A 14,244-nucleotide genomic window follows, 5' to 3' on the forward strand; every position below is an offset into this window, starting at 1 on the left:
TGCCGGTCGCCCGCGACCGGCGGGGCGGCCCACCGGGCGGATGAGCCCGACCGCGGCCCCGGGTGACGGCGAGCCGCGCAAGGCCAAGCTCACCGTCTCCCGGATCGATCCGTTCTCGGTGATGAAGATCAGCTTTCTGCTGTCGGTGGCGCTCGGCATCGCCGGGGTGGTCGTCGTCGCGGCGCTGTGGCTGATGCTCAACTCGATGGGCGTGTTCGCGACGATCAACGACACGTTCAACGAACTGCAGGCCTCCGCGCAGCCGGAAGACCGGTTCAGCGTCATCGACATGCTCGGTTTCGGCCGGGTGCTGTCGCTGTCGATCGTCTTCGGTGTCGTCGACGTCATTCTCATGACGGCGATCGCCACGATCACCGCGTTCATCTACAACATCTGCGCGGCGCTCGTCGGAGGCATGCAGGTCACGCTCACCGACGACTGACAGCACGCGCGCCTGAGCCCCGGCGGGGAACCTCGCCGGGGCTCGGTCGTGTCCCGGCCCTCGTCACCGCGGATTCAGCCAACTGGCGCTTGGCGTTCAACCTCCGTTAACGTGAGAGCCCCCATATCTGGTCGCTCGTCCTGATCCGGGGCTGTCGCAGGGGAACGGCAGGCCTTGGTGAGGCCCTCATGTCTCTTCTGACTCGTACTCGTTCCGGCGTCTCGTCGGCCACCAGCAGCACACCGACGGCGCCGGCCGCGTCGGCTACGCCGAGTGCGCCGACCGGGTCGGTGCCGCACCGGCTCCGCGCGTTCTGGCACGCCGAGGCTCGTCGTGACAACCTGCCGACCTGGGTGGCCGACGTCGTGGCGCTCACGCCGATCGTCGGCACGGTGGTGCTCGGTCTGATCTACCTGGTGCACCGGCCCGCGTACTACTTCGTGCTGCGCGAGGACATGCCGGTTGAGTGGATGCAGTTCGCCTGCCTGCTGTTCGTCGCGGGCCTCGCGGCGATCACGGCGGCGCGGGTGCGGGGGCGCTCGTGGCTGCTGACGGGCTTGCTCCTCGTGCTGGCGCTCGGGGCGTTCGGCCTGGCCGGCGAGGAGATCTCCTGGGGTCAGCGGGCTTTCGCGTGGGGCACCCCCGCCGAGCTCGCCGCGATGAACATGCAGGCCGAGACGAACATCCACAACGTCCAGGTGGCCGGGCTGCCGGTGCAGCAGGCGTTCAAGCTCGTGTCGTTCCTGCTGGCGGTCGCGGGACTGGCGCTGGCCTGGTTCACCCGGGCGCCGCGGCCGCGGCTGCGCGGCAGGTTCTGGGAGACGGTGTCGGCGCCGACGTACACGATGGTCGGCTCCGCGACGATGGTCGTCTACTGGGCGGCGGTGGTCGTGGCGCCGGTGAGCCCGGTGGTGCGCTACCAGGAATGGGCCGAGGCGTGCCTGTACCTGTCTCTGGGGGCGTTGGTGCTGGCCATCAGCACCCGGGTCAACGTCATGGCCGGGTCCGGCCCCATCAGCGGGGGCCGGCCGGTGCGCGCGGCGCCAGATCGCGCGGGGATCATCATGCTCGTCGTCGTGCTGACGGTCACCGTGGTGCTGGCCGCGTTGAGCGCGTATCACGGCATCGTCCCGCTCAACAACCCCGAGGCCCTGGGAGGCTGAGGCGGCGCCCCGACTGCCTGCCGCCGGACGGTTGACGGGGGCGGGGGCGATTTCGTCCGCCGACGTGGCGTGCGGTAACGTTGGTGACCGCGCGCCGAGCGTGACCAAGCACGAATCGGCGGGTATCCGGGCCTATAGCTCAGACGGTTAGAGCGCTTCCCTGATAAGGAAGAGGCCACAGGTTCAAGTCCTGTTAGGCCCACCCGGAGGCCGGCGACAGTCGGCCGGTCGACAGAGTCGGGGCGGTTCTCCACGGAGCCGCCCCGTTGCTTTCGCCGGGCACGCGCCGACCGGCGTGGCCCTGGACCGAAGGGAGCGAACATGAAGCGCATCCTCCTGCTGGCTGCGGCCGCGGCCGGGGCCGTCGTCGTCGGCCAGCGGATCAACGCCCAGCGCGCCGAAGCCGACCTGTGGGCCCAGCTCACCGACGAGGCGCCCGCCGCCTCGCCGGAGCCCGACCCGCGTCCGACTCCCGGCCAGGGCTAGGCTGCGGCACACTGAACGTCGGGCCGGCCGGCACGGTCAGCCCGCCCGCCGACTCCGGTCGGCACCCGGGGCCATGGCGCAATTGGTAGCGCACCTGCTTTGCAAGCAGGGGGTTGGGGGTTCGAGTCCCCCTGGCTCCACCAGAATGTTTCGCCAACTTCGGGAGACCGAATCGGAGACTGCTGAAGACCTGGACAGCGGCTCTTCTGAGCCGGTCTGGGGCAACGGCAGTTGGAGCCGGCTCCGGTCAACACCGAATGGTGTAGGCAGTCTAGGACGGATCTTGCGGGTGGTCTGAGACGGATTTCGCAGGCCTTCAAGGACGGATCCTGCAGATGAGCGGATTCGACTCGAAGGACATGTTGGGCCTCATCACCGGGTTGGCCGAACGCCCCGAGTGCCGCGTGAAGACGTCGATGCCCGGGTGCCTTGGCCACGTCTGGGGGGGCGCGCTAGCCGGAGGCGCTGGCTACGTTATCCACAGTGTCTCCGCGGGCAAAGCGGTGCTGTGTCGACGAGCGCTACCGTTCCGGCGTCGAAGAAGGCACCATCGAGGAACGGGAAGGAGTAGCCATGACGATCTCCGCAGTGCCGCCTCGCCTCATCGATGCGAACGAGTTCTGGGACACCTACGCCGACCGTGAGCCGACGTACGAGCTCGTCGCGGGCATCCCGGTCATGACCCCTTTCGAGGATTTCGAGAACACCGCGGCGATCGGATGGCTCACCCATCTGTTGATCGCGACCTTCGGGCGCCGGTATCAGTACGCTCCGCACGCCGGCCTGCACCTTCCCGCCGCGGACGGTGGCCCCGACACGATCCGCGTCCCCGACCTGGTCGTGCGCGAGCGCGCCGCGTGCGCACCGTCTCGGGGTGATGTGTTGGGAGTCGTGCTCGTCGTGGAAGTGGTCTCGCCCGCCTCGACGGCCACCGATTGGATCGACAAGCGCCGCGAGTACGCTGCGGCGGGCATCGAGCACTACCTCATCGTCGATGTCCGCGGGCCTGTCCCCCTGGTCTGGTTGTTGAGCGGACCTGGCGGCGCTCCGGCGACGTACCCCGATCCCGGCGGCGACGGCGGCGCCGTCACGTTCACGATCGGCGGCACCACCATGACGGTGACCAGTCCGGACATAGCCGACGCCCTGTAAAGATGCGGACTGCCTCCTGCGCGAGGTCGCCGCAGACCCTGGTCGAGCTGACAGGCTGCGCCGGGTGGGGCTCTGAGGCCGCTGGTTAGGGTGGCGAGACCACCGATCGGCCGGAGGGGAATTGCATGGGGAGCTCAAGGCGGCTGGGCGTCATCGGAGTCGGTGCCATCGCGCAGGCCATCGTCGACGGGCTGTCGGGTGACGGCGCGCCCGACGTCGTGCTCTCGCCGCGCGGGGCCGCCGTCAGCGCGGACCTGGCTCAGCGGCACCCCAACGTCACGGTCGCACCGGACAACCAGGGTGTCGTCGACGCCAGCGACGTGCTGCTCATCACCGTGCGGCCCGACGACGTCGCCGCCGTGCTCGACGCGTTGACGGTGCCGGGCGACCGGCTCGTCGTCAGTGCCGTCGCCGGGTGGACCCTGGCGGCGTTGCGCGAGCACCTGCCCGAGCAGCCGCGGCTCGTGCGCACGATCCCGATGCCCGCCGTCAGCGAACGCCGCGGCGTCACCGCCATCTACCCCGCCGATCCCGTCGTCGAGGAGCTGTTCACCTCCCTCGGCGAGCCCGTCGTCGTCGAGAGCGAGGACGTCTTCGCCGCGTTCTCCGCGGTCACCGCCACCGTGTCCAGCTACCTCGCCTACCTCGACGTCATCGCCGGCTGGCTGGGTCGGCACGGGCTCGACGCCCCCGAGGCCGACCAGTTCGTGCGCGGGCTGTTCCACGGCGTCGGGACCGCCCTCGACGACCACGACACCACGCTGAGCGACCTCGTCGGCGACCACGAAACCCCCGCCGGACTCAACGAGCAGGTGCGGCGCACCTGGTTCGATCCCAACCGCGCCGAGCTCGAGGCCGCCCTCGACGAGGTGCTGCGACGGGTCACCGGTACGGACGCGTCGTGACGTCCCGGCTCGCACCGGTGAGCCGCGGCGCGCACCGGCTGCGGCCGTGTGCAGGCGGTGTAGCCGCCGCACCGTCGTTGCCGAACGTGTCGCCCGCATCGGGATCACGTTTCGCGCCCGCAGCGGGGTCATGCTTGGCGCCCGTATCAAGCGCTGAGCCACTTATCCACAGCCTGTGGACACCCTTCGGACTATCACCGCTCATGGCCGGCCCCGCTCGATTTCGCGAAAGCCCTGTTCAGCGGGTTGGGGTTCCGGGGAGCCACCGGGTGGTGATAGTCCGAAAGGTGAAGTCCCCCGGGCACCCGGCGGCGAGAGCCGGTGTGCCTCACCGGGGACGATCGAGAGGAGCGATATGACGACGCCATATGGGGCTTGGCCGTCGCCGATCACGGCGGCCTCGCTGGTGGAGGGCGCGAGCGCCGTCGGCGAGATCCGCAGCGACGGCGACGACGTGTGGTGGAGCGAGTCCCGGCCGTCCGAGGCGGGCCGCACCGTGCTCGTGCGGCACTCGGTCGACGGCACCCGTGAACTCTTTGAGCCACTCGGGACCGGCACCGACTGGAACGCGCGAACCGCGTTCAGCGAGTATGGCGGTGGCGCCTGGGGCGTGCGCGTCGGCCGGGTCGTGTTCGCGCACTGGGACGACCAGCGTCTCCACGCCGTCGCCCTCGACGCGGCGCCGTCGCAGCCGCCTGAGCCGACCCCGCCGAACCCGCCCGCCCCGGCTGGGGCGGCTGCCGGGGTGGCCGGCTCACCCGTTCCGGCCGACTCGCCCGCTCTGACCGGGTCGCCTGCTCCGGCCGACTCGCAGTCGGAGTCGTCGCGGCCGGCCTCGTCGGCCCCGCCGACCCCCTTGACCCCCGCGCCGCCCGTGCCGCGCGAGTGGCGCTACACCGAGCCGGTCTGGCTCGACGACGACTGGCTGCTGTGCGTGCGCGAAACCCACACTCCCGCCGTGATGGCCGAGCACGGCGAGGCGGTCACCGAGCTCGTCGCGGTGCCCACCGACGGCAGCGCCGCCACGAACCCCGACCGCGTGCGGGTGCTGTACAGCGGCCCCGACTTCATCCACTCCCCGGCGGTCCGCGGTGACCAGGTCGTCTTCCTGCAGTGGGAGCACCCGCGGATGCCCTGGGACGGCACCGAGGCGGTCCGCGCCCGCGTCGGCCGCGACGCCCACGGTGCGCCCGAGCTGGTCGACGTTCGCGTCGTCCTGGGGTCCGAGCGCGAGTCGGTGGTGCAGCCCGGGTTCGTCCATGGAGGCCGCGAGGGGGCAGTGGGTGCCGGGGATGCCGAGAGGGACAGTGGGCACCGCGGTGACGGCCGCGACGGCGGTGACGGCTGGCATGGCGCCGATGGCGCGGTGCTCGCGGCGAGCGACCGCACGAACTGGTGGAACCTGTGGCTGGTCAGGGCCGACGGGGACGCCCGCCCGCTGGTCACCTCCCGCGACGGTCGACCCACCCCTGACGGCGTCGACGCCGAGATGGCCGGACCCATGTGGGTCGGCGGCCTGCGCTGGTGGGCGCAGCTGCCGGACGGCCGCGTCGCGGTCGTCGTCACGAGCGAGGGCGCCCAGCGCCTGGCCGTCGTCGACCGCGACGGCGCGATGACCACGCTCGACACACCGTTCACCGAGATCAGCCAGCTCGTCGCGCACGGCGACGGCCTACTGCTCGTCGCCGCCACGCCGACTCAGGCTCCGGCGCCCTACCGGGTGGGCCTCGACGGGCCCGGGATCGAGCGGCTGCGGGATCCCGACCCGGCTCCGGTGGGGCCGGAGTGGTTTTCGGCCGCCGAGCACGTGACGTTCGATTCGGCCGACGGCCGGGTCGGGCACGCGCTGTACTACGCCCCGCGGAATCCGGAGGTCGAGGTGCCCGTGGGTGAGGCGGCGCCGCTGGTCGTCATGATCCACGGCGGCCCGACGTCGGCGGCGCGCAACCGGCTCTCGCTGGCCGTGCAGTACTGGACGACAAGGGGTTTCGCGGTGGTCGACGTCGACTACGGCGGCTCCACGGGCTACGGCCGCGCCTACCGCGACCTGCTCCAGGGCACCTGGGGCGTCGTAGATGTGCAGGACGCGGTGGCCGCCGCCGCCCACCTCGGCGCCCGCGGCGCGGCCGACCCGCGCCGGCTCGTCATCCGCGGCGGCTCCGCCGGAGGGTTCACGACCCTGGCCGCGCTGTGCTTCCACGACGTCTTCGCGGCGGGCTGTTCGCTGTACGGCGTCGCCGATCTCGCGGCCCTGGCCGCCGAGACCCACAAGTTCGAGAGCCGCTACCTCGACGGGCTCGTCGGCCCGTACCCGCAGGCCGCGGACGTGTACGCGCAGCGCTCCCCGATCAACCACGTCGACGGCTTCGACGCGCCGCTGCTCGTGCAGCAGGGCAGCGAGGACGAGGTCGTGCCGCCGAACCAGGCCGAGATGATCGTGGCCGCCCTCGCCGCGAAGGGCGTGCCGCACGCCTACCAGCTCTTCGAGGGCGAGGGCCACGGCTTTCGCCGCGCCGAGAACATCGTGCGGGCGCTGGAATCCGAGCTGTGGTTCTACCGCGCGGTGTTCGGCCTCGACGACCCCGACGACATCACGCCCGTCGAGGGCGCCGTCGGCCTGGCATGAGGCCGCCCCGACGACCGTGAGAACTGCGGGTCACGGTGGGAACTGCGACACGGACAGCAGTTCTCACCGCGGAGCGCAGTTCTCACGGTCGTTGGGCGTGGGGGTGGGGGTGGTGGGGGTGTGGGTGGGGTCATCGACGGACTTGCCTCCGGAACATCCAGCGCAGGAGCAGGGTGACTCCGGTGAAGAGCCCGATGCAGGCGACCCAGGCGACAACGCGCCACTCGAGCCCCACGCTGTCTGGCGCGGGGATCGGCTGCGGATCCGGGCCGAATAGCGCGGGGATGAACCCGATCGCGAAGACGGCTGAACCGGCGAGACATTCGAGAACGTCACGGCGATCGAGGTCGCCCCCGGAGCTCGGAATCCGGTTGATGTTGATGCGCGCGAGGGTCGGGCCACCCGTAATGAAGGCACCCCGACCTAGGGCGTCGATGATCAGGGAGCCGGTGGCTTCCGGCCGCGCAGCAGCACGATCACGACGCACACGAGCATGAGCACCACGCTGCTGACGTACCAGCGCACCGCCACCAGCTGATCGTTGCGCGCCTGCTGCGACATTCACCGAGCATGACATGCGGCGCGTCGTCACCCGCCTCGCCGGGCCGAGACGAAGACGACATACATACTCCTCACCCGGGCCGCATCGCCAACGCATCAGTGCAGGTCAGAAGTTCGCGGCAAGCGCGCGGATCCGAGTGTGTATGCCGTTTTCGTCTCTGCCCTCGATGGGTGATCCGGGCCAGCGGCCCAGGCAGCTCCGAGTGGCCGGCCCGCACGATCCGCAGCGAACGCGGAGTGTTCTTAGGCGGGAGAAGGGGTCGGCGTGGCTTGCGGGCAGCCGGGACCAGCGGCCGCGCCCCCGAACCACTGCTCGAGCACGCGCAGCACCCCCGAATCGTCGTTCGACCCCGCCTCGTGGCGAGCGGCGGCCCGCACCGGCGCCGGGGAGCCGGCCATCGCGTAGGAGTGGGCGCACAGCTGCAGCATCTCGACGTCGTTGCCGCCGTCGCCGAAAGCGGCGCACTGCGACGGGTCCAGGCCCCAGCGCCGCATGAGCATCTCCAGGCCGCGGCCCTTGTGCGCGCCGGGCGCGATGAGGTCGATGTTCTTGTGCCCGCTGGTGACCGGCACGACGACGCCTGCGAAGTCACGGGCCAGGGTGGCCATGACCTCATCGAACGTGGTCGGCGCGTCGAGGGAGAACTTGAACAGCTCGCCCAGGTGCGGCCGCAGGTCGGGCACCCGGGCGATCCGCGGGAAGTAGAACGAGATCTTCTCGAAGAACTCCTCGCTCGTCGTGTCGAGCACGTAGGCACCCTGGGAGCCCGACGCGACGAACTCGATGTCGGGGTGCGCGTCCAGGGCCGCGACGATGCGGGCGCAGTTGTCGGCGCCCAGCCGCCCGACCTCGAGCACGTGCGGTCCGTCGAGCACGTACGCCCCGTTGTCGGCGACGAATCCCAGCTCGTCGGCCAGCCCCGGGAAGTAGCCCGCGAGCTGCTCGTACTGGTTGCCGCTGGCGATGACGAGCCGGGTGCCGGCCCGCCGCATCGCCGCGTACACGCGGGCGAAGCGCTCGCGGTCGTAGTCGCGGTCGCTGCGCAGAAAGGTGCCGTCCATGTCGACGGCGACGAGCCGGGGTGGTGGGGGCATGGGTCATTTCTACCCGTGCCCCCACGCGCCCCGAACGCGGCGCCAGCCGCTACTTCGCGTACGGAAGCCCCGCGGGCGCGCCGGAGAGGTTGACGAGGATGTTCTTCGTCTGCTGGTAGGTGTCGAGGATCATCTTGTGGGTCTCGCGCCCGATGCCGCTCTCCTTGTAGCCGCCGAACGGCGCGCCGGCCGGGAAGGCGTTGTACTGGTTGACCCAGACGCGGCCGGTGCGCACGCGGGTGGCGACGCGGATGGCGCGCTCCAGGCTCCGGCTGAAGACACCGCCGCCGAGGCCGTACGGGGAGTTGTTGGCCATGTCGACGACCTCGTCTTCGTCCTTGAACGGGATGACGACGCCGACCGGGCCGAAGATCTCCTCCTGCGCGACGCGCATGTCGTTGTTGCCGACCATGAGCGTGGGCTGCATGAACGCGCCCTGCGCGAGCGCGCCCTCCGTGTAGCGCTGCCCGCCGACGGCGACCTTCGCGCCCTCGGCGGCGCCGATCTCGACGTAGCCGAGGATCTTCTTCAGCTGGGTCTCGTTGATCTGCGCGCCCATCTGCGTCTGTGGGTCGAGCGGGTCGCCGACCCGGACGTCGTTGAAGGAGTCGGTGAGCCGGTTCATGAAGTCGTCGAGCACCTTCTCCTGGATGAAGATCCGCGACCCGGCCGAGCACACCTGGCCCTGGTTGAACAGGATGCCCATCTCCACGCCGTTGACGGCGACCTCGGGGTCGGCGTCGTCGAAGAACACGTTGGCGCTCTTGCCGCCGAACTCGAGGGTGGCGGGAATGATCTTCTCCGCCGCGGCGAGCGCGATCGAACGGCCGACCTCGGTGGAGCCGGTGAACGCCAACTTGTCGACGTCGGCCTTGAGCAGGTAGGAGCCCGACTTGCTGCCGCTGCCGGTGATGACGTTGAGCACGCCGGGAGGCAGAATGCCCGCCTCGTCGATGAGCCGGGCCAGCTCGAGGATCGACAGCGACGTCGAGCTGGAGGGCTTGAAGACGACAGTGTTGCCGGCCACGAGCGCGGGGGCGAGCTTCCAGGCGCCCATGAGGAACGGGAAGTTCCACGGGACGATCTGGCCGATGACCCCGAGCGGCTCCCGCAGGATCATGTTCAGCGTGTTGGTGTCGAGCATCGTCGCCGAGTCGGGCGTTCTCCCCATCGAGTTGACACTCGGCCAGGCGCGCCCTGTCTAGCGTGTGGCCGGCTGCTCCGGGAGTCGGTGCCCTGGCCGCAATGACGATCGCCGGCAGGCAGGCGCGACTCGACGAGCTGAGGACCAAACCGACGATAGCTGTCGAACGATCCATCCAGGCGGGCGCGTGCTCAACTTCGTCAAGACTTGGTCAAACCCATTGAGGACACACGCTTTTCAGCCGACGGGTGAGTGACTCTGAGCGAGGAGCCGGTGGGGGGGAACGACCGGTTCGGGGGATTCGCCAGGGCTTGCAGGGTTCGCAGCTGTCGGTAGTGGGGACGTCGCCTGGGGAGGGCCAGTGGAGCAGAGGCCATCACGCTCACGGCTGCTCGCCCCTGCCCGCGTACGTCCCGCCGACGCGTCGCCGTCGCGTTCCGGACCTAGGGCGGAGTGTCCCTGACCCGCATCGTCGGTCGCTCCCGGGGGGACAGGGGGCCACGACCGACCAGGAGCCTGGTCGCACACCGCCTGTGGGCTTTTCTGTTCGCGGTGATGGTTGCCGTGCCGATCAACCTCGTGGCGGCGCTGCCGTCGAACGGCGTGACCATCGATCCGATGACGACGCCGAAGTGGACCGGGCAGGTCACCTGTCGATCATCGTCATCTGGCTGAAGAACAACTCCGGTGACCCGCTCGGCTCCGGCATCGCAGTCCTCAAGCAGGTCGCGCCTGGCAAGAGTGAGAACTTCGAGATCAAGGCCAATGTCGTCGAGCAGGCCGACCGGTGCGTGCTCAACGCGCAGGCCGGCCAGATCACGGCGGCCCCGAAGACCTCCAGCCCCGCCAGTTCCGGCACAGGCACCGCCACGGCGAAGCCCACCGCGACCGCGACGGAGGCGGCCCGCACCGCCTCCCCGACCGGCTGACTTCTGAGCACACCGCCGGAGCCGCCCCGACGACCCGGGGCGGCTCCGGCGCGTTCGGCCCCGATCGGTCGCCGGTTCTCGGTCGGCGTCGCACTCCCGGGCAGAAGGTGAAACTCTGGGGGTCCGTGTTGTAGGAGACGAGAGAGGTCGACATCGATGACGACATTCACCGGCTGGATCGTCAAGGAGACGTCCGACGGACGGCAGGCGAGCCTCGAGGAGCTCGACAGCGAGATCCTCGACGACCTGGACACGACCGTGCGCGTGCGGTACTCGAGCGTCAACTACAAGGACGCCCTCGCCCTGCAGGGCAAGCCCGGAGTCATCCGCCGCTTCCCGCTGGTGCCGGGCATCGACCTCGTCGGCGAGGTCGAATCCTCCAGCAACGGCCGTTGGCACGAAGGTGACGTCGTCGTCCTCAACGGCGCGGGCATCGGGGAGGAACTGCACGGCGGGCTCGCCGAGCGGGCGGTCGTCAACGGCGACGCGCTCGTCGCGGTGCCGGAGCAGTTCACGCCCGCGCAGGCGGCGGCCATCGGCACGGCCGGGTACACGGCGGCCCTCAGCCTCCTGGCGATGGAGACGGCCGGGCTGACCCCCGAGCGCGGCCCGGTGCTCGTCACCGGCGCCGGCGGCGGAGTCGGGTCGGTCGCCATCGCGCTGCTGTCGAGCTCCGGCTACGAGACGGTCGCGGCGACGGGCCGCCCGGAGGCGCTCGGTGACCGGCTGACGAGCCTGGGCGCGGCGCAGGTCATCGACCGCGCCGAGCTCGACACGAAGAGCAAGCCGCTGGGCAAGCAGCGCTGGGCGGGAGTCGTCGACGCGGTCGGCGGGCAGATCCTCGCATTCGCGCTCGCCGGGCTCGACAACGGCGGCGTCGCGACCGCGTGCGGCCTGGCCGCCGGTCCGGAGCTGCCGACGACCGTGCTGCCGTTCATCCTGCGCGGCGTCTCGCTGCTCGGCATCGACTCGGTGCGCACCCCGTACCCGCTGCGCGAGGCCGCGTGGGAGCGGATGGGGCGCAACCTCGACCCGGTGCTGCTCGACTCGGTGACGACGACGATCCCGCTCGCGCAGGCCCAGGATCTGGCCGCCGAGGTGCTCGCCGGCCGCGGCACCGGCCGCACCGTCGTCGACGTGCAGGCCACCTGAGGCCGGCGGGCGCGCCCATCGACCGCCAGGTGCCTCACGCGTTCAGGCGGTCGCGCGGGGGCGGTTGCCGATGGGCGTGCCGTCGCGGCGGTGCCATCGCACGCCGTCGGGCGTGAGGGTGCCGACGAGGCCGAAGCGATGCACCGTTGTGTGATGCATTCGACACAAGAGGGCCATGTTCGCGGCGTCGGTGCGGCCGCCGCGCAACCAGTGGAAGAGGTGGTGGGCGTCGCAGAACGCCGGCGGGGCGGTGCAGCCGGGAAAGCTGCAGCCCTTGTCTCGTTCGGCAAGGTAGGTGATTAATCCTGGTGTTGCGAGCCGCTTTCGGCGACCGATGTCGAGGATCTCGCCGTTGCTGCCGAGGGTGGCGGGGATGATCTCGGCGTCGCACGCGAGGAGTCGCACCTGGGCGGGAGTCAGTGCCTGCCCGAAGCCGGTGCTGCCGCAGCCGGCGTGGCCGTCGGTCTGCTGCCCGAGGCCAGGGAGCGACGGCAGGTCGGCGAGGCCGGCGAGCAGGTCACGTAGTGGAATGGTGACGACGACCCGGGCTTCGCGCATGCCGTCGCGGGTGGGAAAGAAGCTCGTGAAGTCGCGTCGGCGATGCCGGTCTTCGCGATCTTCCAACTCGGCGGCGGTGGCGTACTGGCCGCTGAGCTGCTCTTCGAAGGCGTGCAGGTCGCGGCGGTCGGCCGTCGGCGACCCAGCCGATGAGGCCGCTGATGATGAGCTCCCAGAAGTCGACCGTGATGGATTTCTGCAGCCGGGCGTAGGAGGTGGCGACCTGTTCGGCGGCCTCGACCGGTACCCGACCGGCGGCGACGACCGCCCGCAGCGGGCGAGGTCGTAGCGTCGGTGACGCGGGCGACCCGGCCCAGCGCGCGGCACAGGCCCGGGGTGACGGGGGTGTCGCCGTCGCGTTGGGACTGCGCCACCCAGGCGTGCACCCGCGGGTGGTCGGAGGCGTTGACGACCCCGCGGGCGTCGGCCTCCAACACGACGGCGGCCTGCGCGGCACCCGCCACCCCGGCCGTCAGTGCCGCCAGCTCGGCCAGGTCGTCGGACCCCACCGACGGCAACAGCCCGGCTACCTCCTTTGCGCGCGGCCTCAAGGGTACGCAGCCGTGGCGCCCAGGAGCCCGAACAGCGTGGGAAATCTGCCGCGACTACCCGGTCGAATCTCCCACCATGTTTGCGACCCGCAGCGCCCCCGAGCGCGACGACCGCCTGCGCAACGGTCGCGGCCGGAACGCTGTTCGCGGCCTCGCTAGGGGCCTTCCGCCGCCGCGACGCCTGAGCGCGGCTCGTCGAACGACAACTCCAGGCCCCGCAGCCAGTACCCCTCGATGAGGTGGTCCCAGCCGAGCTCGGGCTCACGGGCGATCCGCGGGCGCAGCGCGAGCAGCCGCCGCAGCAGCACGTCGGACTCCAGCATCGCCAGCGGCTGACCGGGGCACTTGTGCTCACCGTCGCCGAAGCTCAGCACGGCCGGATTGACGCCCGCGGGCAGCTCGCGGCCCGGGCACAGCTCGAGGGGGCGCTCGCCGACGGCCCGCGGGTCGGCGTTGGCGGCCCCCACGCACACGTCGACGAGGTCGCCGGGCTCGACGGTCCAGGACTCGTCGCCGTCACCGACCGAAACCTCCTGCTGGGCACGGCGATACAGGTGTCCGACGACCGGCTCGAGGCGGATGATCTCGTGCAGGATCGCCAGCCGCTCGTCCTCGCCCGCGGCCAGGTAGCGCTCCAGCAGCGGCTCGTCGCGAAGTAGGTGCCAGGCCGCCATCGTGATGAACTCGCGGGTGGTCACCATGCCGGCCGTGCCGTAGGTGACGCACTCGACGAGGATGCTCGGCGTCGAGTAGCCCTCGGCGATCAGGTGGCTGATGATGTCGTGCCGCGGGTTGCGGCGGCGGGCGCGGATCGCCGGGCGCACGTCGGCGAGGTGGAAGCGCCCGATCGGCAGCAGCCCGTTGACCGCCGCCCGAGCCCACTGCCGCGGCGTGCGCCCCAGGTCGGCGCGGGTGATGTCGAACGGCGGCTGGTTGAAGAAGCTCACGAGGCGCCGCGCCATCCGCGGCACCGACGACTCGGTGAGCCCGACGACCTGCGCGGTCACCTCGACCGTGTACAGCAGCGCGAGCTCGTCAAGCCGGCAGCGCCCCGCCGTGACCGCCTCGCCCAGCAGCCGGTCCGCGCAGGCCTGCATGCTCGCCGTGTACCGCTCCTGCACGACATTCGGCGCGAGGAAGCGCGCGACCTTACGGCGCTGGTCGTCGTGCTGCGGACCGTCGGAGACGAGGATCGGGTGGTGCTTGAGGCGACCGCGCGGGATGGCCTCCGCCGTGAAGCCCGCCTGGGTCGTCGCGTGCCGGGCCCGCAGCAGGTCACGCCCGGCGGCCAGGGACCGCAGCCGCCACACGGTGCTCACGCCCTCGCGCCCGCCCGCATCCACCCGCTCCACCCGCGGGGTGTCGCGCTCCCCGGACTTGACCGCGCGTCGCCGGCTACTCACCCGGCCACCCTATGCATGCCCCAGCCGCCCCGCCGTGAGGTGTATCAAGGATGTTGGACACAGGTTTCTTTCTGACC

General features: G+C 71.0%; 13 protein-coding genes and 2 tRNA genes. 10 read left to right on the plus strand and 5 right to left on the minus strand.

The genetic code is table 11. The features are described 5' to 3' along the window. The 8 genes from PINTE_RS16195 to PINTE_RS16225 form a co-directional block, all read left to right on the plus strand. The coding region (locus PINTE_RS16195; RefSeq protein WP_068432882.1) for a DUF3566 domain-containing protein at positions 1 to 442 on the plus strand (442 nt) is incomplete at its 5' end. 290 nt (positions 443 to 732) lie between these two features. Further along, the gene (locus tag PINTE_RS16200; protein WP_068432863.1) at positions 733 to 1,605 is read left to right on the plus strand and encodes a hypothetical protein; all 873 of its coding nucleotides are present in this window, start codon (positions 733 to 735) and stop codon (positions 1,603 to 1,605) included. 128 nt (positions 1,606 to 1,733) lie between these two features. After that, a tRNA-Ile gene (locus PINTE_RS16205) sits at positions 1,734 to 1,807 on the plus strand. Between the two features lie 119 nt (positions 1,808 to 1,926). Then, a complete protein-coding gene (locus PINTE_RS23335) occupies positions 1,927 to 2,091 on the plus strand; it encodes a DLW-39 family protein (protein WP_169798553.1) in 165 nt (54 codons plus the stop codon). Positions 2,092 to 2,158: 67 nt separating this feature from the next. Then, positions 2,159 to 2,234: transfer RNA gene (locus PINTE_RS16210), tRNA-Ala, on the plus strand. A 430-nt stretch (positions 2,235 to 2,664) separates the two neighbouring features. Then, entirely contained in the window at positions 2,665 to 3,243 is a 579-nt protein-coding gene (locus tag PINTE_RS16215; RefSeq protein WP_068432865.1) for a Uma2 family endonuclease, read from the plus strand. Between the two features lie 125 nt (positions 3,244 to 3,368). Next, the gene (locus PINTE_RS16220) at positions 3,369 to 4,148 is read left to right on the plus strand and encodes an NAD(P)-binding domain-containing protein (RefSeq protein ID WP_068432866.1); all 780 of its coding nucleotides are present in this window, start codon (positions 3,369 to 3,371) and stop codon (positions 4,146 to 4,148) included. 355 nt (positions 4,149 to 4,503) lie between these two features. Beyond that, positions 4,504 to 6,774, plus strand: coding sequence for an alpha/beta hydrolase family protein (locus PINTE_RS16225; RefSeq protein ID WP_157087307.1), 2,271 nt, complete (start codon positions 4,504 to 4,506; stop codon positions 6,772 to 6,774). Positions 6,775 to 7,212: 438 nt separating this feature from the next. On the opposite strand, the gene PINTE_RS24805 is transcribed toward PINTE_RS16225, so the two are convergent. The 3 genes from PINTE_RS24805 to PINTE_RS16235 all read right to left on the minus strand — a co-directional run bounded on the left by PINTE_RS24805 (position 7,213) and on the right by PINTE_RS16235 (position 9,601). Further along, complete coding sequence (locus PINTE_RS24805) at positions 7,213 to 7,335, minus strand: hypothetical protein (RefSeq protein ID WP_281178922.1); 123 nt, start codon at positions 7,333 to 7,335, stop codon at positions 7,213 to 7,215. Positions 7,336 to 7,578: 243 nt separating this feature from the next. Further along, positions 7,579 to 8,430 (minus strand): Cof-type HAD-IIB family hydrolase, encoded by an 852-nt coding sequence (locus PINTE_RS16230; protein ID WP_068432871.1) that lies wholly within the window; start codon positions 8,428 to 8,430, stop codon positions 7,579 to 7,581. 49 nt (positions 8,431 to 8,479) lie between these two features. After that, positions 8,480 to 9,601, minus strand: coding sequence for an aldehyde dehydrogenase family protein (locus PINTE_RS16235; protein WP_084343697.1), 1,122 nt, complete (start codon positions 9,599 to 9,601; stop codon positions 8,480 to 8,482). Positions 9,602 to 10,206: 605 nt separating this feature from the next. Here PINTE_RS16235 and PINTE_RS16240 point away from each other — a divergent pair. Further along, positions 10,207 to 10,503: a hypothetical protein gene (locus PINTE_RS16240; RefSeq protein ID WP_068432873.1), complete on the plus strand. Its 297-nt coding sequence runs from the start codon at positions 10,207 to 10,209 to the stop codon at positions 10,501 to 10,503. A gap of 156 nt (positions 10,504 to 10,659) precedes the next feature. Continuing rightward, positions 10,660 to 11,655 carry an MDR family oxidoreductase gene (locus PINTE_RS16245; RefSeq protein ID WP_068432875.1) on the plus strand — a complete coding sequence of 332 codons (996 nt, stop codon included), beginning with the start codon at positions 10,660 to 10,662 and terminating at the stop codon, positions 11,653 to 11,655. A 42-nt stretch (positions 11,656 to 11,697) separates the two neighbouring features. Here PINTE_RS16245 and PINTE_RS23340 read toward each other — a convergent pair whose 3' ends face one another. Together PINTE_RS23340 and PINTE_RS16255 are read right to left on the minus strand one after the other, a co-directional pair. Beyond that, positions 11,698 to 12,279 carry an HNH endonuclease signature motif containing protein gene (locus PINTE_RS23340; RefSeq protein WP_245642999.1) on the minus strand — a complete coding sequence of 194 codons (582 nt, stop codon included), beginning with the start codon at positions 12,277 to 12,279 and terminating at the stop codon, positions 11,698 to 11,700. A gap of 640 nt (positions 12,280 to 12,919) precedes the next feature. Beyond that, positions 12,920 to 14,167 (minus strand): cytochrome P450, encoded by a 1,248-nt coding sequence (locus tag PINTE_RS16255; protein WP_245643000.1) that lies wholly within the window; start codon positions 14,165 to 14,167, stop codon positions 12,920 to 12,922. Positions 14,168 to 14,244 lie beyond the last annotated feature (77 nt).

Origin of the sequence: Piscicoccus intestinalis NBRC 104926, assembly GCF_001515525.1 — a bacterium.
Classification (GTDB): Bacteria; Actinomycetota; Actinomycetes; order Actinomycetales; family Dermatophilaceae; genus Kineosphaera; species Kineosphaera intestinalis.

Bases quoted from the DNA above. Each gene is read 5' to 3' on its own strand.
- PINTE_RS23335 (WP_169798553.1), top strand. From the start codon at position 1,927: ATGAAGCGCATCCTCCTGCTGGCTGCGGCCGCGGCCGGGGCCGTCGTC.
- PINTE_RS16215 (WP_068432865.1), top strand. From the start codon at position 2,665: ATGACGATCTCCGCAGTGCCGCCTCGCCTCATCGATGCGAACGAGTTC.
- PINTE_RS16220 (WP_068432866.1), top strand. From the start codon at position 3,369: ATGGGGAGCTCAAGGCGGCTGGGCGTCATCGGAGTCGGTGCCATCGCG.
- PINTE_RS16225 (WP_157087307.1), top strand. From the start codon at position 4,504: ATGACGACGCCATATGGGGCTTGGCCGTCGCCGATCACGGCGGCCTCG.
- PINTE_RS24805 (WP_281178922.1), bottom strand. From the start codon at position 7,335: ATGTCGCAGCAGGCGCGCAACGATCAGCTGGTGGCGGTGCGCTGGTAC.
- PINTE_RS16230 (WP_068432871.1), bottom strand. From the start codon at position 8,430: ATGCCCCCACCACCCCGGCTCGTCGCCGTCGACATGGACGGCACCTTT.
- PINTE_RS16235 (WP_084343697.1), bottom strand. From the start codon at position 9,601: ATGGGGAGAACGCCCGACTCGGCGACGATGCTCGACACCAACACGCTG.
- PINTE_RS16245 (WP_068432875.1), top strand. From the start codon at position 10,660: ATGACGACATTCACCGGCTGGATCGTCAAGGAGACGTCCGACGGACGG.